Source organism: Streptomyces sp. NBC_00019, assembly GCF_045041015.1.
In the GTDB taxonomy this organism is placed as follows: Bacteria; Actinomycetota; Actinomycetes; order Streptomycetales; family Streptomycetaceae; genus Streptomyces.
The window spans coordinates 8925690-8949434 of record NZ_CP108302.1 but is presented as its reverse complement, the minus strand read 5'-3'; the positions used below and the strand labels follow the sequence as shown (position 1 = coordinate 8949434).

Sequence of the window (23745 nt, the reverse complement as noted above, 5' to 3'; positions counted from 1 at the left end):
TTATGCCAGCTCCTTCGCGATCTGCGGGTAAGGACGCATGTACGCCTCGGCCATGGTCTTGTGGGCCAGGCCCAGGTTCGGACCGGCGTTGCGCTTGAGCTGAACGCCGCGGCGGACGGCGAGGTCGGTGTAGTAGTCCCACAGGTGCTGCTGGGCCGCAAGGCACTCCATGGCCTTGCGCTTGGTGTCCCAGACCTCGGTGATGTCGAGGAGGACCTCGGGCTTGAAGCCGCTCATCTCGGGCTGGTGCGGCTCGAAGAAGAAGACCGGCGGGGCGCCGATGATCTCGCCGGGGCCGGGGTAGCCGATGGCCTGCGCGAGGACACGGGCCTCCAGGGCCATGCGGTTGGCGGCCGGGTGGTCGCCGTTGTACGGGTCCTCGACGGGGTGGGTGAGCACGACGTCGGGCTGGGTGTCGCGGTAGACCTCGACGAGCCGGTCGGTCAGTTCGGGGGTGACCAGCAGCGGGTAGTCGCCGGCGTCGAAGAAGCGGACCTCGGCGCCGAGGGTGGCGGCGGCCCGCTCCGCCTCCTCCCGGCGTATCGCCTTGATCTCGTCCAGCTTCCTGCCCTCGCGCCACGCCTTGGCGGACTCACCGCGCTCACCGAAGGTCAGACAGGCGATGGTGACCTTCTCGCCGCGGGACGCTGCCAGGGCGATGGCGCCACCCGCACGCCACACGAAGTCGCCGGCGTGCGCGGTGATGACAAGTGTCGATCGTGGGCTGGCGGGCGCGTTGGCCTCGGACATGCTGAAATCTCCTTGGTGACGGGTGTGCGCCCGCCCCGCGCCACCGTGATCAGTCGCGCAGCGCCTCGATCACGCTGGTGAGGTGGGCGCGGACGGCCGTCTCGGCCGCCTGCGGGTCCCTGGCCCTGATCGCCTCGATCATGGTCAGATGCTCGTTCAGGGATTGCTGCGGACGCCCCGGACGCAGCGCCAACTGGAAGCGGTGACGCACCAGTTGGGCGTTGAGCCGCTCCAGCAGTTCCTGCGCGGTCTCCTGGCCGGAGAACTCCCGGATACGGACGTGCAGTTCGTGGTTGAGCTCGGAGTAGGTGACCGGCTCGCCGTCGGCGACGGCCTTGGACATGGCCGTACCGAGGTCGGTGAGTTCGACCAGCTGCTCGTCGCTCGCCGCGACCGACGCCTTCGCCGCGCACAACCCTTCGAGGACCATGCGGCACTCGGTGATGGCGACCGCTTCGTCCACGGTCACCACCCGCACCCGTGAACCACGGTTGCGGATCCGCTCCACGAGCCCCTGGGACTCCAGGTCGATGAGAGCCGCGCGGATGCTGGCCCGCGTCACACCGAACTGCTCGGCGAGCTCGTTCTCCACCAGCCGCTGCGCCGGTGCCATCTCGCCGTGCAGGATCGCCTGCCGCAGCTGCGCGAGCGCATGCAGTTTGGCCTGCTCCCCGGTGCTCGGACGGGCTTCTTTCGGCATCGTTGCCCTCCCTGAGTGAGTGCCTGTCGAACCTAAATCTAGCCAAACAAGATTGTCAACAATTTTGTCTGCCGTATTGCAGGCATGCTTGTCGCCCATGGTCGCAGCTCAGCCCTCGCGATACAGCGACGTGAGCAGTTCCATCACCGCCTGGGTGGCGGGATGCGGGTCGTCCCGCCACCACGCGAGCCGCACGGCGATCGGCTCGCCGTCACGCACGGGCCGGTAGACGACACCCGGCCGCGGGTACTGGTCGGCCGTCGATTCCGGCGTCATGCCGACACAGCGACCGGTGGCGATGACGTTCAGCCAGTCGTCGACGTCATGCGTCTCCTCGGTGGCCGGACGGACCTCCGGCGGCCACAGGTCAGGCGTCGCGGTACCGGTACGCCGGTCGACGAGAAGGACGCGCCCCGCCAGGTCGGCCAGCCGGACGGACCGGCGCCGGGCCAGCGGATCGTCGGCGGCCATCGCGCACAGCCGCCGCTCCAGACCGACGATGACCGACTCGAACCGCCGCTCGTCCACGGGCCGGCGCACGACGGCCAGGTCACAGGCGCCCTCCGCGAGACCGGCCGTGGCCGAGTTGACCCGCACCAGGTGCAGATCGGTCTCCGGACGCTCCCGGCTCCAGCGGCGCTGAAAGGCGAGGGTGTGCCGGCCGAGCGCCGACCAGGCGTAGCCCATGCGCAGATGGGCGTGGCCCGAGGTGGCGTCCCGGACCAGGTCGTCGACCTCGGCGAGCACCCGCCGGGCGTGCGCGAGGACCCGCAGTCCGGTCGGGGTCGGGGTCACCTCGCGCGAGGTGCGCCTCAACAGCCGGACACCCAGGGCCCGTTCGAAGGAGGCCAGGGTGCGGGAGACGGCCGCCTGGGAGACCCCGAGGGCCAGGGCGGCGTCGGTGAAGGTGCCCTCGTCGACGATCGCGACGAGACAGCGCAGCTGCCGGAGGTCCACATCATCCATGACTCAAGCGTATAGATCGATCGTGCCATGCATTTTGCGCAAGCACCGAGGGCGCGCACCATCGGCCCCATGCAAGAGGCACCCGCACGCCCCGCGGCCACTCCCCTGCCCACCGCCGAGCCCTCCCGGACGAGCGCGACCGGGGTCGCCACCATGGTGGGCAGCGGCCTGTCCAACCAGGTCGGTGCCGCGATCGGTTCGCTCGCCTTCCCCGTCATCGGCCCCGTCGGGGTCGTCGCGGTCCGCCAGTACGTCGCGGCGGCCGTCCTCCTCGCCGTCGGCCGACCCCGGTTCCGGTCGTTCACCTGGAGTCAGTGGTGGCCGGTGCTGCTGCTGGCCATGGTGTTCGGGACGATGAACCTCTCCCTCTACACCGCCGTCGACCGCGTCGGCCTGGGGCTCGCGGTGACCCTGGAGTTCCTCGGCCCGCTGTCCATCGCCCTTTCGGCCACCCGGCGGCGCGTGGACGTGTGCTGTGGGCTGCTCGCGGTGGCGGGTGTCGTCACGCTGATGCGCCCGCAGCCCTCCGCCGACCATGTCGGCATGGGCCTGGGCCTGCTGGCCGCCGGGTGCTGGGCGGCGTACATCCTCCTCAACCGCACCGTCGGCCGCCGTATCCCCGGAGCGCAGGGCTCGGGTGCCGCGGCGGCGCTGTCCGCCCTGACGTTCCTGCCGGTCGGGATCGTCGTCGCCGTGCGGCATCCGCCGACGGCATGGGCGGTCGGCTGCGCGGTGGCCGCCGGTGCGCTGTCCTCGGCGGTGCCCTACCTCGCCGATCTGTTCACGCTGCGCCGGGTGCCGGCCCCGGCGTTCGGCCTGTTCATGAGCGTCAACCCGGTCCTGGCGGCCGTGGTCGGGTGGGTCGTCCTGGGGCAGCGGCTGGGTTGGCCGGAGTGGGCGGGGATCGCGGCCGTCGTCGTGGCGAACGCGCTGAGCATCGGCACATCCCGCAGGACGGCCCGGCGCCCCGTCGGCAGTGCCGCGATCCGCGCCGCCGGTCACCCCCGGCCCCGTCGCGGCCTCCCCCGCCGGCACGGTGAAGCCGCATGTCGGCGCAGCCTCTCACCCGTTGGGGATGCCCCGGAAGACGCACCCTGAGCGGTCCCGACGACATCCGGTGGGATACCGCGCCTCAAAAGAAGCGCGGGGCTGTGCCGATATGCCGCCCGCCCAGCCCCACCGGCCCACAGGTTCGTCCCCGCCCTCCAGCAGGGCGCTCAACCTCCGAGCCAGTACCCGAACCCCCGACGCGTATGGATCAGCGCGGGCCCCTCCTCGTCCACCTTGTGCCGCAGCCGGGAGACGAGCTTCTCGATCGCCTGGTGTCCCCGGAACTCCCCCCACACATGCCGGCTGATCTGCTCCTTCGACAGCACGCGCCCCGCGTTGGTGAGCAGATGGCGCAGCAGCCGGTACTCGGCGGGCGTGAGGTCGAGCGGCCGGGGCCCGCGGCGGGCGCGGCACGTCGTGTCGTCCAGGGCCAGGTCGCCGTATCCGGGCATCCCGGGACGCGGCGTGGGACTTCGGCGGCGCAGCAGTACCTGCGCCCGGGCCAGTACCTCGGGGACGCGTACGGGTTTGATGACGTAGTCCTCCGCGCCCAGGCCGAGTTCGGGCAGGAGCCGGTGCAGGGAGTCGCAGGAGGCCAGGAAGAGCAGTGGCGGCCGGTCCGCGGGGGCCATACGGCGGCCATGGGCGAGGTCCGGCAGGTCGGGCAGGGCGGCGTCAAGGACCACGAGATCGAACCGCTGCCGGGTGAGCCGTGCCATGCCCTCGGCACCGCTCTCCGCGGTGCCGACCTGATAGCCGGCCAACTCCAGGGTGGTGGTGAGCAGTTCGGCGTCGCCGGGATCGCCCACGACGACCAGGACGTGCTGTCCGTCGCCGCGGGGTGGTGACGGTTTCTCCAGGAGATGCGCGTACATGGCAAGACCAATCGTGGGGTCTGGACGGCGGTACGGTCAGGCGGAGAGCGGTGGGCCGACAGGGTCCTCGGCATGGCCGACGAAGTCGTCGACGAGCCGGTGGAAGAGGGCGGCAAGCTGTCGCAGGTCGTCCTCGGACCAGTCGCCCAGGGCCTGTTCGAGGTAGCGGCGGCCGACCTCGCGGACACGGCCGACCGCGGCCAGGCCCTCGTCGGTGAGCTGGACGCGCTGGGCCCGGCGGTCCTCCGGGTCCGCGACGCGGATCACATACCCGCCCCGCTCCAACTGCCGCAGCTGACGGGTGACATGGGAGGCCTCCACGGAGAGCCGGACCGCCAGCACCCCGGGGCGCAGGGGCTCGCTCTCCGCGATGTGCCGCAGAATCGCCACGGCCGCGCGGTCGAGCGGCACCCCGGCCATCGCCATGAGACGCTCGTGCCGTCGGCTCCGCCCGGCAAGGTATGCGACCCGGCTGAGCACTCGCTCTATCTCGGCCAGGGTCGCCGAGTCCGGCGCTTCTGCGGTCATGACGCCACCCTAGAGGTACTTGCCTAACTTAAGCAACGTAAAGTTGGTTGCTTGACTTAAGTAATATAGCTGTGCCGGAGTGCCGCTGGCCGGCGTCGCGTGTCTCACATTGCTCTGGCACCGCGGCCGTCCCCGCACGACCGTCGCAGTGACCCTGGTCTGCGCCACGGCCTCGTCCGCGCTCGGGTATCTCCTCACGGTTCTGCTGCTGGGGCCGCTGATGGTCGCCCTGTACTCGCCGGCCGTACGCACCGACCGCAGAACCGCCAACACCGCCGCCGGCGCGGCCATCACCGCCCTCGTGACCACCTCACTGATCGCCGGTCCCACCGACGAACCTCTGGTGCTCAAGCTGCTCGGCCCCACCACGTGGCTGCTGCTGCCCACCTCTCTCGAGACGGTGGCCCGTCTGCGCACCGCCTATCTCGACGCGGTACGGGGCCGGGCCGAGGACGCGGAGCGGACGCGGGAGGAGGCGCGGCGCCGGGTCGCCGAGGAGCGGGTACGTATCGCCCGGGACCTGCACGACGTGGTCGCCCATCACCTCGTTCTCGCGAACCTCCAGGCCGGCGCGGTCGCCAGGCACCTGCCCGCGCGGCCCGGGGAGGCCGGGCGGCTGGCCCTGGACCTGAGCGGTACGACCGCGGCCGCGATGCGCGAACTCAAAGCGACCGTGGGCCTGTTGAGGCACACCGTCGACGAGGGGAGCCCGCCGGTCGGGCTCGCCCGACTGCCCGATCTCGCCGCCTCGTTCCGGCACGCCGGCCTCACGGTGAACGTCGTCAGCGAAGGCGAGCCACAGCCGCTCCCCGCCGGTGCGGACCTCACCGCGTACCGCATCGTGCAGGAGGCGCTCACCAACGTCACCAAGCATGCCGACACCCACTGCGCCGAGGTGCGGCTCACCTACTCCCCCGGGCCCCTCGGCATCACGGTCACCAACGAGGGCGGCTTCGAGGTCGTCGCCGAGCTGCCCGTATGACCCCTAGCACTCACTTGCTTAAGTCAAGCAATGTACTTATGGTTGAGTAACTCAAGCAATCCTTATTGTCCACGGAGGCCCTGCCATGTCCGACGCCCTTGCCCGACCCGCCGCAGCGGGGTCCGCCCCGTCGCGGTCGAACGCCGTCGTGGCGGTGCTGGCCTTCGCCGGGATCGTCGTCGCGCTGATGCAGACGCTCGTCATCCCGATCGTCCCGGAACTGCCGAAGCTTCTCGACGCCTCGGCGTCGAACACCGCCTGGGCGGTCACCGCCACCCTGCTCGCAGCCGCCGTCGCCACCCCCGTGGTCGGCCGCCTCGGCGACATGTACGGCAAGCGCCGCATGCTCCTGGTCAGCATCGTCCTGCTGATCTCCGGCTCGGTCGTCTGCGCACTGGCCGACTCCGTGATCCCGATGATCGCCGGACGCGCCCTGCAGGGCCTGGCCGCCGGCGTCATCCCGCTCGGCATCAGCATCATGCGCGACGTACTGCCCGCCGAGCGGCTCGCCGGGTCCACCGCCATGATGAGCGCCTCGCTCGGTGTCGGCGGCGCCCTCGGCCTGCCCTCCGCCGCCTTCATCGCCGACAACTTCGACTGGCACATCCTCTTCTGGACCTCCGCCGTCCTGGGCGCCGTCTCCTTCCTGCTCGTGCTGCTGATCGTGCCCGAGTCCGACGTGCGGGCCGGCGGCCGCTTCGACCTGGTCGGTTCGCTGGGTCTGTCCGCCGGACTGGTGACCCTGTTGCTGGCCGTCTCCAAGGGCAGCGACTGGGGCTGGACGTCCGCCGGCACCCTGGGCCTCGGCATCGCCTCGGTGGTGATCCTGCACGCCTGGGGCCTCTACGAGCTGCGCAGCAGCCGGCCCCTGGTCGACCTGCGCACCACCGCCAAGCCCCAGGTGCTGTTCACCAACCTCGCCTCGGTCGCGCTCGGCTTCTCGATGTTCGCGATGTCCCTGGTCCTGCCGCAGCTGCTCCAGCTCCCCGAAGCCACCGGCTACGGCCTCGGCAAGTCCATGCTCACCGTGGGCCTGGTCCTCGCCCCCCAGGGCCTCGTCATGATGGTCATGTCCGGCGTCTCCGCCGCCATCACCAAGGCCAAGGGCCCCAAGCTCACCCTGATGATCGGCGCCCTGATCGTGGCCGCCGGCTACGGCCTCAACATCGTGCTCATGTCGGAGGTCTGGCACCTCGTCCTGGTCTCCTGCATCATCGGCGGCGGCATCGGCTTCACCTACGGCGCCCTGCCCGCCCTGATCATGGGTGCGGTCGACCCCACCCAGACCGGTGCCGCCAACAGCCTCAACACCCTGATGCGCTCCCTGGGCACCAGCTTCGCCAGCGCCGTCGCCGGTGTCGTCCTCGCCCAGATGACCACCGACTTCGGCGGCTACGCACTGCCCTCGGAGAACGGCTTCAAGGTCGTCATGGCCCTCGGCGCCGGAGCAGCCCTCCTCGCCTTCCTCATCGCCACCTTCATCCCGGCGAAGCACGCCGCTGTCCCGGCCCGGACGCCGCAGGACAGCCCGAGCGAGGCGGCGGAGGTCACGGGCGCCAAGGCCTGAGGCACGTCGACAGCCACGGTCCGCCCCCGGAGTTCCGTACTCCGGGGGCGGACCCGTGTTCTTCCACGACCGTCAGGGCGGCCCGCCCTCGTACGCCGCCCGCAGCACCGCCAGCGCCCCGTCCGCCGTGACCTCCCTGGGGTTGGCGTACGCCTGGCCCGCCACCTGCTCGGCCGCCACCGCCAAGTCGGCCTCCTTCAGGCCGAGTTCGGCGAGGGACCGCGGAGCACCGAGGCTCCCGGCCAGCTGCCACAGGGCGGTCGGGGCCTCGTCCGCGTCCAGGGCTCGGGCCACGGCGGCCACCGCGTCCGGGACCGCGGGCGCGTTGTACGCGAGGGCGTACGGAAGGACCACCGTGTGGGTCTCCGAGTGCGGCAGGCCGAAGGTGCCCCCGAGGACGTGGCACAGCTTGTGGTGCAGGCCCATCGTGGTGGCGCCCAGGCAGGAGCCACAGAGCCAGGCGCCGTACAGGGCACGGCCGCGGGCGTCCAGGGAGGCCGGGTCGCCGGCCACGTCGGGGAGGGCTCGGGCCATCGCCCGTACCCCCTCCTCGGCCATCAGCGCGATCAGGGGCGAGGCGTCCGGGGCGTACAGGGCCTCGACGCCGTGCGCGAGGGCGTTGACTCCGCTGGTCACGGAGAGCGGTACGGGGAGGGAGAGGGTCAGTTCGGGGTCGTAGACGATGCTGCGGGGCAGGACGGAGGGGTCGCGGCCGGTGCGTTTGGCGCCGTGTTCGGTCAGGCCCCAGACCGGGGTCGCCTCGGAGCCGGAGTAGGTGGTGGGTACGGCGATCAGCGGCAGTCCGGTGCGCAGGGCGATCGCCTTGCCGAGGCCGATGGACGAGCCGCCGCCGACCGCGACGCATCCGTCGGCGCCCGCGGTCCGCGCCACCTCGACGGCCCGGTCGGCGACCTCCACGGGGACATGCATCCGGGCCCCGGTGTGCAGGCCCGCACAGGCCTGGCCGAGGGAGTCGGCGACCGCCTGGGCCGTGTCCGCACCGCGTGTGCCGGAGACGACCAACAGCCGCCGCAGGCCGAGGCGTCGGGCCTCGTCGGGGGTCGCCGTGGTGGCGGCGCCGGGGCGCAGGACGACCCTCATGGGCGGGGACTCGTGGACGAACTCCGTCATGAGCGCTCCAGTACGAGGTCCACGCGCGCGTGCCGGAAGGGGTTCGGGACGCCGAACTCCCCGGCCAGGGAAGGGTCGTCGGTCGGGGTGAAGTCGCGGACGAGGCTCTGTTTGACGGCGAACACCGCGTCGGATGCCAGGTAGGGGTCGCCGGCCACGAAGATGTGCGTGGTGACGGGGTCGTGTCCGTCGGCCGAGGCGATGAAGTGGATGTGCGCGGGGCGGTAGGGGTGACGGCCGGTGGCGCGCAGGAGGTCGCCGACCGGGCCGTCCGTGGGGATGGGGTACGAGCTGGGCACACAGGTGCGGAAGCGGAAGCCGCCCTCGGCGTCCGCGGTGAACAGGCCGCGGCCGTTGCCCGGCGGCTGGATCCCGGGCTGCTGGACGTCGTAGTAGCCCTGGTCGTTCGCCTGCCAGACGTCGACCGTCGCGCCGGGCAGTGGAGTTCCGTCCGTCGAGAGCACCCGGCCGCTCACCACGCACCGCTCGCCGCCGCCCATGAGGTCGATGTCCGCCCCGAGTTCACGCGCCGGCGACTCGGTCATGTGGAAGGGGCCCAGGACCGTGCTCTCGGTGCCGTGACCGTCGCTGTGGATCGTCTCGACGAGCATCGACAGTCCCAGCACGTCCGACAGGAGGATGAACTCCTGCCGGGTGTCCGTGCAGGACTGTCCGGTCGCCGTGAGGAAGCGGATCGCGGCTTCCCACTCGTCCTGGGTGAGCCGGGTCTCGTGCGCGAAGGCGTGCAGATGGCGGACGAGGGCCGTGAGCAGTTCGCGGAGGCGGGGGTCGGCGGTGGCGTGCAGGCTGTGGATCGCCTCGTCGGTGACGTCGGTCATGTCGGCTCCTTCCCCCGCACACCGGTCGGTCGAACCGGACGCCGTCGATGTCCGTCCCTCTGCGCGCCGAACCTGCGCGCTCTCACTTGATGACCGCGTTGGCCACCACGACCCCCACACCGAGCAGCGCGTCCACCAGGCCGATCAGCAGGGCGTAGGGCCAGGAGCGGTGCGACCAGCGGGCCGTCACGACGCCCAGGGTGAACAGCAGGCTGATGTTCAGGGTGAACGCCGGGTACTCCACGCCCTTCGCGGGCCACCAGCCCCAGCCCGCGCCCGCCAGGATGAAGACCGTGGGCAGGACCGCCGCGACCAGGGGCCACTCGTTGATGAGAGTGCGCACGGCGTCGCCGCGGCGGTGCGGGGTGCGTTCCGCGATGTAGTGGGCGTAGCCGTGGGCGAGGGCGGAGGCCAGAGCCGTGACCACGAGCCAGACGGCGTCGTAACGGCGGGTCTCCTGGTCGGTGTGGCCGTACTGGGTGAGCGCGGCGACCATCGAGCAGGCCAGGACCGCGCCGTAGACGCCGCCGAACAGGAGACTCTCGCGTGTGTCGTGCGCGTGCCGCTCGGACGCGGCAGCAGCCCGGGTGTCCGCCATGCCCTCCACGATCACCCGGGTGCGGGCACCCCGCCAGTCCGCTCGACCCCGACGGAGTGTCCTCCTACCTGGGCCGATACCCCACATGCTGTCCACGGCCGTGATCGGTTCGCCGAGGCTAGGGTCGTCCCATGACCCACAGTTTCGTTGTCCACATCCCCGACGCCGAGCTCGAGGCGGAGCCCCTCGCCGCGGAGCAGATCGTCTCCGGCACGCCCGAGGTGACCGGGAAGGTGGTCTGGGAGTCGCGGGACGGCAAGCAGATCCGTGGGATCTGGCAGATCACGCCTGGTGTCGTCACCGACACCGAGGCGGACGAGCTGTTCGTGGTGATCAGCGGGTCGGCGACGGTCGAGGTCGAGGGCGGGCCGACGCTGAAGGTCGGGCCGGGGGACATGGCCGTGCTGCGGGAGGGCGACCGTACGACGTGGACGGTGCACGAGACGCTGCGGAAGGCGTACTCGATCAGTCTGTAGGCGGTGGCGCCGCCGTCGTGCCGCGGATCTCCAGCGTGGGCGCCGCCAGATGCACCTGGCCCGCTCCCCCGCCGCCCTCGAAGCGGTCCAGGAGGCAGCGGGCCGCGCGGCGGCCGACCTCGTGGTTGGCGCTGTCGACGGTGGTGAGCCAGACGTGGCGCAGGCTCGCGATGCGTGTGTTGTCGTAGCCGACGACGGACAGGTCACGCGGGACACACAGGCCCAGTTCCTCGGCCGCCGACAGGACACCGACCGAGGCGATGTCGTTGACGGCGAAGACGGCGGTGGGCCGGTCGGGGCGGCTCAGCAGCCGGACGGTGGTGCGGTAGCCGCCCTCCTCCGTCATGTCGCTGGCCTCCACCACCCCTGCCAGGCCGTGCGCCCGCATCGTCGCCTCGAAGCTGCGCCGGCGCAGCTCGCCGACGGCGCCGTACCCCGCGATGTGCGCGATCCGTCGGTGGCCCAGGCCGATGAGGTGCTCGGTGACCAGGCGGGCGCCCTGTTCGTCGTCGTTGGCGACCATGTCCACGCCCGGCAGGACCGGCTCACGGGCACCCGCGACGACGACCGGGATGCGCTCGGCGATCGCCCCGAGCGCGGCCGGGTCGGGCAGGGTGCCGATGACGACCAGGCCGTCGGCGCGCAGGTCGAGGAAGGGGCCGGTCACGTCCTGGCCGATGCGGCGGTTGAGGCGGGTGTCGGCCATCAGCATGTGCAGGCCGTTGTCGTGCAGCAGTGAGTTGAGGCCGTCGAGCAGGTCGACGAACCAGGGGTTGCGCAGATCGTTGAGGAGCACGCCGACCGTGCGGGTGCGCTGCTCGCTGAGGCTGCGGGCGGCGGCGTTGGGCCGGTAGCCGAGCTCCTCCATCGCTCGCGTCACCGCCTCGCGCTTCTCGGGGCGCACCTGCTCGGAGCCGCGCAGCACCAGGGAGACCAGGGACTTGGAGACGCCGGCCCGGTCGGCAACGTCGCGGATCGTCGGAGGTCTCATGGTATGGACCGTTCCATGAGGCCTATTGTCCTGTCAAAGGGTTGACACCTTGGGGAATGCGACTCAGGGTGGCCTGGACAGATTGTGGACCGGTCCAAAGAGGGGCTGTCATGGTGGATTCGCTCGGGGTCGCCGTCGTCGGGTTCGGCTGGATGGGCCGGGTGCACACCCAGGCGTACTCCCGCGTCCTGCACCACTACCCGCGGCTGGGCCTGCGTCCGGAGCTCGTGATGGTCGCCGAGGAGGTGCCGGGGCGGGCCGAGGAGGCCGCCGCGCAGTTCGGGTTCGCCTCGACGACCCGGAACTGGCGGGACGTGGCCGCCGATCCGCGGGTGCGGGCCGTCAGCATCACCGCGCCGAACTTCCTGCACCGGGAGATCGGGGTCGCGATGGCCGAGGCCGGCAAGCACATCTGGATCGAGAAGCCGGTGGGGCTGAGCGCCGAGGACGCCCGGGCCGTGGCGGACGCGGCCGGGAAGGCGGGGGTCCACAGCGCGGTCGGCTTCAACTACCGCAACGCGCCCGCCGTCGAGGCGGCCCGCGCGCTGATCGCCTCCGGTGAGATCGGCACGGTCACCCATGTCCGCATCCGTCTCTTCAGCGACTACGCGGCGCACCCCGAGGGCGCCCTGACCTGGCGGTACGAGAAGGAGCGGGGCGGCAGTGGGGTGCTGGGCGACCTGGCCTCGCACGGGGTGGACCTGGCGCGGTATCTGCTCGGGGACATCGCGTCGTTGACGGCCGACACGGCGATCTTCGTGCCGGAACGGGCCCGTCCGACCGGTGCCACCGCGGGTCATTCCCGGGCTTCCGGCGGGGAGTTGGGCCCGGTGGAGAACGAGGACTACGTCAACTGCCTGCTGCGCTTCGCCTCCGGCGCCCGCGGCGTCCTGGAGGCCTGCCGGGTCTCGGTCGGTGAGCAGAACAACTACGGCTTCGAGGTCCACGGCACCAAGGGCGCGGTGTTCTGGGACTTCCGCCGGATGAACGAGTTCGGCGTGAGCCGCGGCACCGGCTACCAGGACCAGCCCGTCAGCACGGTCTACGTCGGTCCGGGCGACGGCGAGTTCGGGGCGTTCCAGCCGGGTGCCGCCAACGCCATGGGCTACGACGACCTCAAGGTGGTCGAGGCGCATCGCTTCCTGCGGTCCGTCGCGGAGGGCACCTCGTACGGGGCCACGCTCGCGGACGCCGTGCACAGCGCCGTCGTACTCGATGCGATGGCACGGTCGGCGGAGACCGGCGCGTGGGTCAGCCTGTGAGCACGGTCGGCATGTTGTAGGGCGTCACGACCTGTATCGCGGACGGCACCGTCGGTCCCGCGGGCGGCAGCGCGCCGTGCTCGCGCATGACCAGGTGGCAGGCCTCGCGCATGTCCTGGCGCAGGTCGTGGTGGAGGACGGCGGAGAGCCGGTGCTCGCGCAGCAGCCGGTCGTTGTCGTGGTCGAGGTCGTGGGCGATGAACACCGCGCACTTTCGGCCGAGGTCCTCGAAGGCCTTCAGCGTGGCGATGTTGCCGCCGCCGATCGAGTAGACCGCGCGGATGTCCGGGTCGCGTTCCAGGGCGGCCCGGACGAGGTCGTACTGGGTGGCGTCCAGGCCCTGGCCCTCGGCGATCTCGACCAGTGTGCGCTCGGGGTGGCGGGCGCGCATGGCGCTGCGGAAGCCCATCTCGCGCTCCTCCTCGTTGCGGAAGAAGCCGCTGCTCAGGCTGGTGAGGACGTTGCCGGGGCGGTCGCCGAGCCACTGGCCCATGAGGTACGCGGCGGTCGCGCCGGCGGCGCGGTTGTCAATGCCGACGTAGCCGAGGCGCGGGGTGGCGGGCAGGTCGGTGACCAGGGTGACCACGGGGATGCCGGCCTGGGCCAGGCGGCCGACGGCGGCGGCGACCTCGGGGACGTCCGGTGCCTTGAGGATCACTCCCTGTGAGCCGCGGCGGGCTATCCGGTCCAGGATTCTGACCTGTTCCTGGGCAGGGCCGGTCTCACGGAAGTGGAAACGGGAGCGCACGACGGCCGGGTGCAGGGCGGGCAGTTCCGTCTCCAGGGCCGCTCGGACGGCGGTGGAGAAGCGCTCCGGCGCCTGCATCACGATGTCGATCATGAAGGTGCGGCCGACCAGCCTGACCTGGGTGCGCTGCCGGTCCAGGTCGGCGATGGCCTGCTGGACCTCACGGACCGTGCTCTCCCGGACCCCTCCCCTGCCGTTCAGGACCCGGTCGACGGTGGCCTCGCTCAGGCCCGCCTGACGTGCGATTTCCCGGATCGGGAAGGGGTGGCCCATTCAGTGGCTCCTTGAGGGGTTTTTGATGGCCCCCTGCTGGTTGTTCGACGGGTTTGTACTGACAAGAATGGCAGCGCTGAGTCGCCCCTGTCACCGAGAGGACACAGATGTCCTTCACCGCCGTACATCACCGTGCCTGGCTGTCCGAGCAGGACTGCGACCTCGACTCGTTCCGCGCGCTCGTCGAGCGGACCGTCGACCCCGCCGACTACCCGCACGCCGCCGGGGTGGAGCGGAACGTCCTGCTGTACGACGCCGAGCGCCTCCTCGGCGCCGGGCATCGCCGGGACGTCCAGGAGGAGCTCGTCAGAGCCCTCGGCGACGGGCCCGGAGTGGTGGTCTTCAAGGGCGCCTTCCGCGATCGCGAGATCGTCGACCGCGCCACCAAGGTGTTCGACTCACTGATCCGCGAGCAGGACGCGGCGGGCACCACGGCCGGCGACCACTTCGCCAAGCCCGGCGCGAACGAGCGGGTGTGGAACGCGCTGGAGAAGGCGGCCCTCTACGACCCGTCGACCTTCGCCGACTACTACGCCAACCCCGTCCTCGCGCTGGTCTCCGAGGCCTGGCTCGGCCCCGGCTACCAGGTGACCTCCCAGATCAACGTGGTCAACCCGGGCGGCCTCGCCCAGACCGTGCACCGCGACTACCACCTCGGTTTCCTCTCCGACGAGGTCGCCGCGGCCTACCCGGCGCATGTCCACCGTCTCTCCCCCGTGCTCACCCTGCAGGGCGCGGTCGCGCACTGCGACATGCCGGTGGAGTCGGGGCCGACGCTGTACCTGCCGTTCTCGCAGGCGTACGAGCCGGGCTATCTGGCCTGGCGGCGGCCGGAGTTCCAGAAGTACTTCAAGAAGCACCACGTGCAGCTCCCGCTCGACCAGGGCGACGCCGCCTTCTTCAACCCGGCGCTGTTCCACGCCGCCGGCACCAACCGCACCACGGACGTGCGCCGCATGGCCAACCTGCTCCAGGTGTCCTCGGCCTTCGGACGCGCCATGGAGACCGTGGACCGGGAGACGGTGACCAACGCGGTCTACCCCGTGCTGCTGCGGCGCGCGTCGGAGGGCGTCGGCGAGGAGTGGCTGGAGAACGTGATCGCCTCGAGCGCCGAGGGCTACCCCTTCCCCACCAACCTCGACAGCGACCCGCCGGTCGACGGCTTGGCCCCGCCCTCGCAGGCGGACCTGGTACGGCGGGCGCTGCGTGAGCGATGGACGCCGCGCACTCTGCGGGACGAGCTGCGGGCGAGCGCCGAGCGGCGCGAGAGCTGAAAGAACCGGACTTCATGGGACTTCTCGACGACAAGGTCGTCCTCGTCAACGGGGGCAGTCAGGGCGTGGGCGCCGCGATCGCGCGGGCCGCGGTGCGTGAGGGCGCGGTGGTCGCCGTGTCCGGGCGGCGTCCGGAGCCGGGCGAGGCGCTGGTCGCCGAGCTGACGGAGGCCGGCGGCAAGGCGCTGTTCGTGCGCGCCGACCTCGCGGACGCGGAGCAGGCCAAGGCGTCCGTGGCCGAGGTCATCGCCGCGTACGGCCGGATCGACTGCCTGGTGAACTCGGCGGGGCTGACCTCCCGGGGCACGCTCCTCGACACCACACCGGAGCTGTTCGACCAGCACATCGCGATCAACCTCAAGGCGCCGTTCTTCGCGATGCAGGCCGCGGTCGCCGACATGGTCGGCCGCAAGGCCCCCGGCACGATCGTCAACATCATCACCTCCTCGGCGCACGGCGGACAGCCGTTCCTCGCGCCCTACGTCGCCGCCAAGGCCGGGCTCATCGGGCTGACCCGCAACGCGGCGCACGCCCACCGCTGGGACCGGGTACGGATCAACGGCCTCAACATCGGCTGGACCGCGACCGAGGGCGAGGACGCCACGCAGAAGGCGTTCCACGGCGCCGGGGACGACTGGTTGGAGCAGGCCGCCGAGAAGCTGCCGATGGGCAAGCTCGGCCAGCCGGACGAGATCGCCGACTTCGTGGTCCTGCTGCTGTCGGACCGGTCGGGCGTGGTCACCGGTTCGGTGATCGACTGGGACCAGAACGTACTCGGCGGACTCGACTGAGGCTCTCCGGGCCTCCCGTTTTTCGTAAGAACCCTCAAGGAGCTGCAACCCCCATGCGCATCGGAATCCTCGGCCTCGGCCGCATCGGCGCCTTCCACGCCGAGACCCTCTCCGGACTCGACGTGGTCGAGTCTCTCGTGCTCACCGACCCGTTCGCGGACGCGGCCAAGACCGCCGCGGAGAAGTTCGGCGGCGAGGTCGTGGACTCGCCCGAGGCCCTGCTGGCCGCCGGCGTGGACGGCATCGTCGTCGCGGCCGCGACCGACGCCCACCCCGCGCTGATCCTGGCCGGTGTCGAGGCCGGTATCCCCGTCTTCTGCGAGAAGCCCGTCGCCAAGCACATGAGCGAGGGCGTCGAGGTCCTCAAGGCGATCCAGGGCAAGGACGTGCCGATCCAGATCGGCTACAACCGCCGCTTCGACGCCGGGTTCGTCGCCGCGCGTGCCGCCGTGCAGACCGGTGAGCTCGGCAAGCTGCACACCGTACGGTCGACCACGCTGGACCCGGCGCCCCCGCCGGCCGCGTACGTCGCCGCGTCGGGCGGCATCTTCCGCGACTGTTCGGTGCACGACTTCGACATCATCCGCTGGGTGACCGGCCGCGAGGTCGTCGAGGTGTACGCCGTCGGCGGCAACCGGGGTGCCGACTACATCAAGGCGGCGGGCGACGCCGACACCACCGGTGCGCTCCTCACCCTCGACGACGGCACCATCGCGGTGATCTCCAACTCCCGTCACAACGCCCGGGGTTACGACGTCCGCATGGAGATCCACGGCTTCACGGACTCCATCGCCGTGGGCCTGGAGGACAAGCTGCCGCTGCGCTCGGTCGAGCCCGGCGTGACCTTCCCGGCCGGGACGCCGCACGACTTCTTCATGGACCGCTTCACCGAGGCCTACCGCGCCGAACTCACCGCGTTCACCGAGGTCGTCGCGGGCGACCGCACCTCCCCCTGCACGGTCGAGGACGCCCTGGAGGCCGGCTGGATCGCCGAGGCGTGCACACTGTCCCTGCACGAGCACCGTCCTGTCACCATCGAGGAGGTGCGGCAGGCATGAGCGAGCCGGGCCGGGAACCACTGCGCATCGGAGTACTGGGAGCCGCACGGATCACCGAACGCTCCCTCGTCGACCCGGCCCGGATCACCGGCCACCGCCTCGTCGCGGTGGCCGCCCGCGACCGCTCCCGCGCCGAGGCGTTCGCGGACGAGCACGGTGTGGAGCGGGTCGTGGACTCCTACGCCGACCCGCTCGCCGACCCCGAGGTCGTCTAAGAACCCGCAGGGCAGCGGCCCTTGCGGACCGCTGACCAACGGCGCCCTGCTAAACCTGGGCTGCTACAGCGTCTCTGATGGACCAGGCGAGCCTGAGCAGCGCTCAGGTGCGTGACCCATCGCCTTCGTGCCCTGGTACTGAACGAACAGGAGCCGTCAGCCCGCGTGACACGTCCCTCCGGACGCTAGTCGGGCAAGTCGCGAAACTCGACCGAGGAGGGTGCCCGACGTCGCCTGGGCGCCGGGCGTGAACGTCACACACTGCCACAAGAGCAACACTTTCCGCTACTCCATTTGGGTAGCGGCCTGCACGCGCTGCGCATGCTCGCCCCCTTCGCGGGCGGCGCCCCACGGCTCGTCTCCGCGCGGGGCGGGGAGCGTGCGAGCGCGCCGGGCGTCGACGAATGGCTGGACACCGAGCTGGAGTTCCCCGGTGGGGCGACCGGGGCGGCACGCTGTCACATGGCGTACGACGGGCTGGACATGAGCATCCGGATCATCGGCGGCCGGGGCGAGGTGAGCGCCCCGAACTTCGTGCTGCCGCACCTCGACGACCGGGTCGTGGTCCGCACGGCCGAGGGCGAGCGGACCGAGCGGCTGGGCACACGGTCGTCGTACACGTACCAGCTGGAGGCGTTCGCGGCGCGGGTCCGTGAGGGGGCGGCGGTGCCGCTCGACGCGGACGACGCGGTGGCGACGATGACACTGATCGACGAGAGCTACCGGGCGGCCGGGTTCGCGCCGCGGCCGCGGTCGGTCGTCAGCCGGTAGACGAACGTCGGGTACGGCTCCCCCGTCGCCCTCTCCCACACGTGCACGGTGCCGTCCGTCCGGGCCTCGGCGAAGGCCCGGACGCAGGTGGCGTGGACATCCGTGGCGTCCGCGCGGCGGGTGAGGGCGAGGAGGGAGCGCAGGGCGGTGACCTGTTCGTCGAGGTCGGCGACGGCGGCTCCGGCGCGCAGGGCGTCGGCTAGTACGGAACGGATGATGGCGAGCTCGGCCTCGACGCCCGGCCGGTCCCGGTGTTCCCCCAGGACGGCCTCCGCCTCCTCGTAGCAGGACACGGTTCCCGCGAGGTCGTCGGCGCTCTGGAGAGCCTGCCCGAGGACACGGAGGCGGCGGGCGGTGAGCGGGTGGTACGTCTCCCAGTCGGACTCGGCCAGCCTCCTGGTGAGGGTGAGTGCCTCGCGGGCGCTCTCCACCGCCGACTCCACGTCACCCGCGTCATCCTGACGGATGCTCAGATTGGCCAGCACGCGGGCCAGTTCGGGCTCGTGCGCCGCGTCGCGGGCCACCGCGCGCCGGTATGCGGCGATACCGCGTTCCGTGGCCGCGACGGCTTCGCGGTGACGGCCGGCCCGTCGGTGACAGCGGGCCAGGTCGTCCAGGGTCTTCGCGAGCAGCGGGTCGGCGTCCCGCGACTCATCGGAGTACAGGTCGGTCAGCTCCTGGAGGGCGCTCGACTCCTCGTCGGGCGCGTCGACTTCGGCGAGCGTGTCGGCGAGACACCGCAGCGCGACGGGCAGCCATGCCGCACCCGCGGGACTCCGCATCTCGGCCACCGCCTCCTCGGCCGTCGTGCGTGCCGTCTCCCAGTCGCCCTTGGCTCCGTGGCAGCCGGCCAGGTCCACGAGCAGCTGTACGCGCAACGGCAGAATGATCCCGGGGTACGCGAGGAAGATCCCACCGCCCAGCGACTCCCTCGCCTCGGGACCGAGCGCCAGCGCCTCCTCGTGGCGCCCGAGAGCCTTCAACCCACCGACGAGCTCCACGAACACGCGCGACATGACGAGCAGAGCCCTGCTGGACTCCCGCCACGACATGGACCGCAGAAGCCCGGCGCACTCCTCGTACACGAGCACGGACTGTTCCGTGTGCCCGAGCACACCGAGCACCAGCGCATAGGTGCGCAGGGCACCCGGCAGGGAGCCCAGGGAGCGGTCCCGGCCGGCCGGAGCCGGGCCGTGACGGTACGTCTCGACGCAGCGTCGGGCCGCCTCCAGCGCCTCCTCGGCTCTGCCGCTCCCCAGGAGTGCCTGCGCCCGGACGTGCAGCAGGTACGCGGTCTCCGCCTGCGACGGCCGCGCCCCTGGTGCGGCGTCCGCGACGGCCACCACCGCGCACGCCTCCTCGTGTCGTTCCATCGCGTTCAGCGCGTGCGCATGCAGGGCCAGGGCCCGGGCCAGCCGGACCGGGCGGCTCGGGTGGGCGCGGTGCAGCACGGCGACCGCCTCCTCGGCCCAGGCGAGCAGGCGCGCGGACGGACTGGGCCGCAGCAGTACCCAGCCGGGGGTGAGACAGCGCAGCAGCAAGGCTCCGAGCAGCGGCTCGCCCACCCCCGGCGCCAGCCTGGCCAGCCCGCGCGCCACCGGCAGCAGGACCCTCATGGACACCTCCGTCGCCCTCACATCAAGGACAGCCGCAAGGGCGCCCCGGTTGCACACCTGCCATGATCGACCCCATGGCCGTGCACATCGCCCCCGCCCAAGTCACCGACATCCAGCAGGTCTTGGCGGACCACCCCCGCTACTGGGGCGAGCGCGATCTGCGCTCGCTCCATCTCCTCGCCCTGGTGCAGGAGTTCGGCTCGACCTGCCTGGTCGCCCGCGCCGACGACGGCATCCGTGGCTACCTCATCGGCTTCGTCACGCCCGGCGGCACGGGGTACGTCCACCTGATCGCCACCCGCGACGACACCCGCGGCACCGGTCTCGGCCGCGATCTGTACGCCGCGTTCGTGGAGGCCGCCCGCGAGCAGGGCGCCGTCCGGCTGAAGGCCATCACGTCGGTCGCCAACGAGGGGTCGGTCGCCTTCCACCGCAGCCTGGGGTTCGAGGCGCGTGTCGAGGAGGAGTACAACGGCCCTGGTCAGCCGATGGTCGTCTTCACACGAGCTCTCCCCGGAACACCGTGACCGCGTCCCCGGTCAGATGGACGCGGTCCCCGCACACCTCGGTGCGGCCCAGGCCCGTCCGCGCGGAAGCGGAGGCCGACCAGCCTGTCGCGGCCCAGGCGATCCGACCAGTAGGGCGCCAGACCGGTGTGGGCACTGCCCGTGACCGGGTCCTCGGGGATGCCGTTCGCGGGGGCGAAGAAGCGGGAGACGAAGTCGTACGACCCACCGGTCCCGTCCGCCGCCGCGGTGACGGTGACGGCGCGCAGACCCTCGCGGACCGTCAGCGTGGCGAGTGCCGCCATGTCGGGGGCCAGGGCACGGACAGTGGCCTCGTCGGACAGGACGATCAGCAGATCGCCGACCGAGCGAGTCCGATGGGTGGCCTCGGGCTCTGTACCGAGCGCCGTGGACAGGCCGGGCGGTGCCGGGACCTCGGTGCCGGGTGCGGCGGGGAAGTCCAGGGTGATGCCGCCGGTGTCGTCCAGGTGGGCGACGAGCGTGCCGTGCAGACGGCTGCGGAAGCGGACCGCGCCGCGCAGCCCGCGGGTGGTGCGCAGGATGTGTGCCGTGGCCAGGGCGGCGTGGCCGCGCAGGGTGGCCTCGACCTTGGGCGTGAACCAGCGGATGGCCCAGTCCGCCTCGGCACCGGAGGGCAGGGGAAGGGCGAACGCGGTCTCCGAGTGGCACAGTTCGGCGGCCACCCGCTGCATCCAGACCTCGTCGGGCCGGTCCCCGGCGGGCAGCAGACACACGCCCGCCGGGTTTCCGGCGAAGGGACGGTCGGTGAAGGCGTCGACCACATGGATGGGAAGCATGGCCGGACCCTGACGACGCCGACCCCCGTCCGGACAAGTCCGGTTGCGAAGAAGTGGATCAGTACAGGGGCGGCCGCTCCACCAGCTCGACCTCCACACGGCCACCTTCGTTCAGGGCCCGCACGCCCGCCTCGCACACGGCGGCAGCCGCGTAGCCGTCCCAGGTGCTCGGCCCCGTCACCTCGCCCCGCCGTGTCGCGTCGACCCACACCTGGAGCTCGCGGTCGTAGGCGTCGGCGAAGCGGTCGATGAAGTCCTGGGAGATGGTGCCGCCCCAACGCCCCGCCATGTTGGTGACCATGGCGTGGCCGTCGCCGATGCGGGCGGTGCCGCGTTCGCAGACCACCTCCGCCTGGACCTGGTAACCGAAGCCGCAGTTGACGAAGATCTCCACGTCGACGACCGCGCCGCCGTCCGTCTCGAACACCACGAACTGCGGGTCCTGGAGGTCCTCCGGCGCGTTCACGGACGGTCTCGGCCGCAGCACGGTGACGGCGGTGATCTCCTGGCCGAGCAGCCAGCGGGTCACGTCCGTCTCGTGCGCCACCGAGTCGCTGACGAGCATGTCGCTGGTGAAGAAGGGCGGGCTGGCCGCGTTGCGGTGCCGGTTGTGCACCATCAGCGGACGGCCCAGCTGACCTGTCTCCAGCAGGGACTTGAGCTTCATGTACTCGGCGTCGTAGCGTCGCATGAATCCGACCTGGATCCGGCGGTGGCCCAGCTTCAGCTCGGCCTCCAGCACCCGCAGTGCCGACGCCGAGTCCGGGGTGAGCGGCTTCTCGCACAGGACCGGGAGATCGCGTTCGAGGGCGGCGAGCAGTGCCCCCTCGTGGGCCGGCCCCGACGAGGCGATCAGTACGGCGTCGACGTCGGGTGCCGCGAGTGCCGTCGCCGCGTCGGTGTAGGCGGTGCAGCCGTCGACGCGGGCCGCGACGGCCTTGGCCCGCTCCGCGTCGACGTCCACGACGGCGCTCACCCGTGCGCCGCTGATGACCTCTTCGAGACGGCGCACATGGTCGGCGCCCATCTTTCCCGTACCGATGACCGCGACTTGGAGCGGTGCACGCTGGGTCATGACCGTCCTCTCGGACTTCGCAGGATCAGGCTCCGCAGGATCGGACTGCGCAGGATCGGCAGCCGTGGGGATCAAGCTCCGCAGGACCGCAGGAACTTGCGGGTGCGTACGGCGATCGGCAGCGGCTTGTCCGGCTCGCACGGGTACATGTCCTGCTCGACGATCGCGAACAGCTCCACGCCGAGCTTCTGCGCGGCCACCAGTACCGGCTCCAACTCCGGTACACCGGAGGGCGGTTCGCACATCACCCCGCGCTGCACCGCCGGCCCGAACGGCACCTCGTTCGCCACGACGTCGGCGAGGATCGCCGGGTCGACCTGCTTGAGGTGGAGGTAGCCGATGCGTTCGCCGTACGTCTCGATCAGCTTGACGCTGTCGCCGCCGCAGTAGGCGTAGTGACCGGTGTCCAGGCAGAGGTTGACGAGTTCGGAGTCGGTCGAGTCCAGGAAGTGCTCGACGTGGTCCTCGGTGTCGAGGTGGGTGTCGGCGTGCGGGTGCACGACGATGTCGAGGCCGTACGCCTCCTTCACCTCATGGCCGAGCCGCTCCATGCCCTTGGTGAGGTGGGCCCACTGCTCGTGGGTCAGCTCCGGGGGTTCGAGGATCTCGGCGGTCTTGTCGTCGCGCCAGAACGACGGGATGACGACGAGATGCTGCGCGCCCATGGCCTGGGTGAGGGCGGCGACCTGGCTGACGTGCTCCCAGGTCGACTCCCACACGGAGGGGCCGCGGTGCAGACCGGTGAAGACCGTGCCGGCCGACACCTTGAGGTCCCTCCTGGCCACCTCGTCCGTCAGCCGGGCCGGATCGGTGGGCAGATAGCCGTAGGGGCCCAACTCGATCCAGGAGTAGCCCGCTTGGGCGACCTCGTCCAGGAAGCGTTCCCAGGGGACCTGCTGGGGGTCGTCGGGGAACCAGACGCCCCAGGAGTCGGGGGCGGAGCCGACCCGGATGCGGTCCAGGGCGGTCACGACGCGTCTTCCTTGGTCGTCGCCACCGGCGCCTTGAGGTCCTGCTCCTCGGGGAGCTCCTCGACGTCGACGCCGCGGACCTGCGACAACTCGTGCTTGAGGGCGGCCAGTTCGGAGCCGCCTGCCATGTGGTTGGTGAGCTCTTCGAGGCTGACCTCGTCGCGGGAGGCGTTGAGCTCCATGGTGCCCAGCCGCAGGACGCTGAAGTGGTCGCCGACCATGTAGGCGTGGTGGGGGTTGTGGGTGATGAAGATGACGCCGAGGCCGCGGTCGCGGGCGGCGGCGATGTACTTCAGCACGACACCGGACTGCTTGACGCCCAGGGCGGCGGTCGGCTCGTCCAGGATCAGGACGCGGGCGCCGAAGTAGACGGCGCGGGCGATGGCGACGCACTGGCGCTGTCCGCCGGAGAGGGTGCCGATGGGCTGGTCCATGTCGTCCAGGACGATGCCCATGTTGCGCAGCTCTTCGTCGGCGGTCTTCTTCATCTTCTCGATGTCGAGACGGCGCACGGGCCAGGGGCCCTTGGTGATCTCGGAGCCGAGGAAGAAGTTGCGCCACACCGGCATCAGCGGGACCACGGCGAGGTCCTGGTAGACGGTGGCGATGCCCTTGTCGAGGGCCTCGCGGGGGGTGGAGAAGCGCACCGGGGAGCCGTCGACGAGGAACTCGCCCTCGGTGTGCTGGTGCAGCCCGGAGATGATCTTGATGAGGGTGGACTTGCCTGCGCCGTTGTCACCGAGCACACAGGTGACCTGGCTGGGGAAGACCTTCAGGTCGACACCGTGCAGGGCACGGATGTTGCCGTACGACTTGCCGGCGTTGCGGAGTTCGACGATCGCCCCGTCGGTGGCGGGGGCGTCGTCGGCGAGGACGGCTCCGTGGGTGCCGGCTTCGTTGCTGGATGTCATTGC

Annotated in this window: 22 protein-coding genes and 4 pseudogenes; 11 read left to right on the top strand and 15 right to left on the bottom strand. The window is 71.4% G+C overall.

All coding sequences use genetic code 11. From position 1 onward, the window contains the following. The 3 genes from OHU89_RS41435 to OHU89_RS41425 all read right to left on the bottom strand — a co-directional run bounded on the left by OHU89_RS41435 (position 1) and on the right by OHU89_RS41425 (position 2416). Positions 1–750 carry a PIG-L deacetylase family protein gene (locus OHU89_RS41435; protein ID WP_405650280.1) on the bottom strand — a complete coding sequence of 250 codons (750 nt, stop codon included), beginning with the start codon at positions 748–750 and terminating at the stop codon, positions 1–3. A gap of 49 nt (positions 751–799) precedes the next feature. Next, a complete protein-coding gene (locus tag OHU89_RS41430; protein ID WP_405650278.1) occupies positions 800–1450 on the bottom strand; it encodes a GntR family transcriptional regulator in 651 nt (216 codons plus the stop codon). 108 nt (positions 1451–1558) lie between these two features. Continuing rightward, a complete protein-coding gene (locus tag OHU89_RS41425; RefSeq protein WP_405650277.1) occupies positions 1559–2416 on the bottom strand; it encodes a LysR family transcriptional regulator in 858 nt (285 codons plus the stop codon). A 69-nt stretch (positions 2417–2485) separates the two neighbouring features. Between OHU89_RS41425 and OHU89_RS41420 the strand changes: the two are divergent. Continuing rightward, positions 2486–3364 (top strand): annotated as a pseudogene (locus OHU89_RS41420) (EamA family transporter); the annotation flags it as partial. Between the two features lie 269 nt (positions 3365–3633). On the opposite strand, the gene OHU89_RS41415 reads toward OHU89_RS41420, so the two are convergent. Both OHU89_RS41415 and OHU89_RS41410 read right to left on the bottom strand, forming a co-directional pair. Further along, a complete protein-coding gene (locus OHU89_RS41415) occupies positions 3634–4341 on the bottom strand; it encodes a response regulator transcription factor (protein ID WP_405650275.1) in 708 nt (235 codons plus the stop codon). A gap of 36 nt (positions 4342–4377) precedes the next feature. Further along, the gene (locus tag OHU89_RS41410; RefSeq protein WP_405650274.1) at positions 4378–4869 is read right to left on the bottom strand and encodes a MarR family winged helix-turn-helix transcriptional regulator; all 492 of its coding nucleotides are present in this window, start codon (positions 4867–4869) and stop codon (positions 4378–4380) included. 148 nt (positions 4870–5017) lie between these two features. Between OHU89_RS41410 and OHU89_RS41405 the strand changes: the two genes are divergently transcribed. Both OHU89_RS41405 and OHU89_RS41400 read left to right on the top strand, forming a co-directional pair. After that, positions 5018–5851 carry a sensor histidine kinase gene (locus OHU89_RS41405; RefSeq protein WP_405650273.1) on the top strand — a complete coding sequence of 278 codons (834 nt, stop codon included), beginning with the start codon at positions 5018–5020 and terminating at the stop codon, positions 5849–5851. Positions 5852–5936: 85 nt separating this feature from the next. Beyond that, positions 5937–7418, top strand: a complete 1482-nt coding sequence (locus tag OHU89_RS41400; protein ID WP_405650272.1) for an MFS transporter — start codon at positions 5937–5939, stop codon at positions 7416–7418. A 72-nt stretch (positions 7419–7490) separates the two neighbouring features. Here OHU89_RS41400 and OHU89_RS41395 read toward each other — a convergent pair whose 3' ends face one another. The 3 genes from OHU89_RS41395 to OHU89_RS41385 all read right to left on the bottom strand — a co-directional run bounded on the left by OHU89_RS41395 (position 7491) and on the right by OHU89_RS41385 (position 9986). Then, entirely contained in the window at positions 7491–8549 is a 1059-nt protein-coding gene (locus tag OHU89_RS41395; RefSeq protein WP_405650271.1) for a maleylacetate reductase, read from the bottom strand. Beyond that, positions 8546–9388, bottom strand: a complete 843-nt coding sequence (locus tag OHU89_RS41390; RefSeq protein WP_405650269.1) for a dioxygenase — start codon at positions 9386–9388, stop codon at positions 8546–8548. The genes OHU89_RS41395 and OHU89_RS41390 overlap by 4 nt, the downstream gene beginning before the upstream one ends. A gap of 82 nt (positions 9389–9470) precedes the next feature. Continuing rightward, positions 9471–9986, bottom strand: a complete 516-nt coding sequence (locus OHU89_RS41385; RefSeq protein WP_405650267.1) for a hypothetical protein — start codon at positions 9984–9986, stop codon at positions 9471–9473. 131 nt (positions 9987–10117) lie between these two features. Here OHU89_RS41385 and OHU89_RS41380 point away from each other — a divergent pair, with 131 nt between their 5' ends. Next, the gene (locus tag OHU89_RS41380) at positions 10118–10462 is read left to right on the top strand and encodes a cupin domain-containing protein (protein ID WP_405650265.1); all 345 of its coding nucleotides are present in this window, start codon (positions 10118–10120) and stop codon (positions 10460–10462) included. Here the strand turns inward: OHU89_RS41380 and OHU89_RS41375 are convergent. Then, positions 10452–11453 (bottom strand): LacI family DNA-binding transcriptional regulator, encoded by a 1002-nt coding sequence (locus OHU89_RS41375; RefSeq protein ID WP_405650264.1) that lies wholly within the window; start codon positions 11451–11453, stop codon positions 10452–10454. The two genes, OHU89_RS41380 and OHU89_RS41375, sit on opposite strands and share 11 nt — an antisense overlap. A gap of 110 nt (positions 11454–11563) precedes the next feature. Here OHU89_RS41375 and OHU89_RS41370 point away from each other — a divergent pair, with 110 nt between their 5' ends. After that, entirely contained in the window at positions 11564–12715 is a 1152-nt protein-coding gene (locus OHU89_RS41370; protein ID WP_405650263.1) for a Gfo/Idh/MocA family protein, read from the top strand. On the opposite strand, the gene OHU89_RS41365 is transcribed toward OHU89_RS41370, so the two are convergent. Further along, complete coding sequence (locus tag OHU89_RS41365) at positions 12705–13736, bottom strand: LacI family DNA-binding transcriptional regulator (RefSeq protein ID WP_405650262.1); 1032 nt, start codon at positions 13734–13736, stop codon at positions 12705–12707. The two genes, OHU89_RS41370 and OHU89_RS41365, sit on opposite strands and share 11 nt — an antisense overlap. A 107-nt stretch (positions 13737–13843) precedes the next feature. On the opposite strand from OHU89_RS41365, the gene OHU89_RS41360 reads away from it, so the two are divergent. The 5 genes and pseudogenes from OHU89_RS41360 to OHU89_RS41340 all read left to right on the top strand — a co-directional run. After that, positions 13844–15010: a phytanoyl-CoA dioxygenase family protein gene (locus OHU89_RS41360; protein ID WP_405650261.1), complete on the top strand. Its 1167-nt coding sequence runs from the start codon at positions 13844–13846 to the stop codon at positions 15008–15010. A gap of 14 nt (positions 15011–15024) precedes the next feature. Further along, positions 15025–15801 (top strand): SDR family oxidoreductase, encoded by a 777-nt coding sequence (locus OHU89_RS41355; protein WP_405650259.1) that lies wholly within the window; start codon positions 15025–15027, stop codon positions 15799–15801. Between the two features lie 53 nt (positions 15802–15854). Further along, the gene (locus OHU89_RS41350) at positions 15855–16859 is read left to right on the top strand and encodes a Gfo/Idh/MocA family oxidoreductase (protein WP_405650258.1); all 1005 of its coding nucleotides are present in this window, start codon (positions 15855–15857) and stop codon (positions 16857–16859) included. After that, positions 16856–17130: pseudogene (locus OHU89_RS41345) on the top strand (gfo/Idh/MocA family oxidoreductase); the annotation flags it as partial. The gene OHU89_RS41350 and the pseudogene OHU89_RS41345, both read left to right, overlap by 4 nt. Positions 17131–17368: 238 nt before the next feature. Further along, a pseudogene (locus tag OHU89_RS41340) lies at positions 17369–17845 on the top strand (Gfo/Idh/MocA family oxidoreductase); the annotation flags it as partial. On the opposite strand, the gene OHU89_RS41335 reads toward OHU89_RS41340, so the two are convergent. Beyond that, positions 17794–19461 (bottom strand): hypothetical protein, encoded by a 1668-nt coding sequence (locus tag OHU89_RS41335; RefSeq protein ID WP_405650256.1) that lies wholly within the window; start codon positions 19459–19461, stop codon positions 17794–17796. The pseudogene OHU89_RS41340 and the gene OHU89_RS41335 sit on opposite strands and share 52 nt — an antisense overlap. 74 nt (positions 19462–19535) lie before the next feature. On the opposite strand from OHU89_RS41335, the gene OHU89_RS41330 reads away from it, so the two are divergent. Continuing rightward, entirely contained in the window at positions 19536–19988 is a 453-nt protein-coding gene (locus OHU89_RS41330; protein WP_405650255.1) for a GNAT family N-acetyltransferase, read from the top strand. Here the strand turns inward: OHU89_RS41330 and OHU89_RS41325 are convergent. The 4 genes and pseudogenes from OHU89_RS41325 to OHU89_RS41310 all read right to left on the bottom strand — a co-directional run bounded on the left by OHU89_RS41325 (position 19960) and on the right by OHU89_RS41310 (position 23742). Next, positions 19960–20785 (bottom strand): annotated as a pseudogene (locus tag OHU89_RS41325) (PhzF family phenazine biosynthesis protein). The gene OHU89_RS41330 and the pseudogene OHU89_RS41325 overlap by 29 nt on opposite strands. Before the next feature lie 58 nt (positions 20786–20843). Beyond that, a complete protein-coding gene (locus tag OHU89_RS41320; protein WP_405650254.1) occupies positions 20844–21860 on the bottom strand; it encodes a Gfo/Idh/MocA family protein in 1017 nt (338 codons plus the stop codon). 71 nt (positions 21861–21931) lie between these two features. After that, entirely contained in the window at positions 21932–22831 is a 900-nt protein-coding gene (locus OHU89_RS41315) for a sugar phosphate isomerase/epimerase family protein (protein WP_405650253.1), read from the bottom strand. Next, positions 22828–23742 carry an ATP-binding cassette domain-containing protein gene (locus tag OHU89_RS41310; RefSeq protein ID WP_266885356.1) on the bottom strand — a complete coding sequence of 305 codons (915 nt, stop codon included), beginning with the start codon at positions 23740–23742 and terminating at the stop codon, positions 22828–22830. Before OHU89_RS41310 ends, OHU89_RS41315 begins: the two co-directional genes overlap by 4 nt. Between the last annotated feature and the right edge of the window lie 3 nt (positions 23743–23745).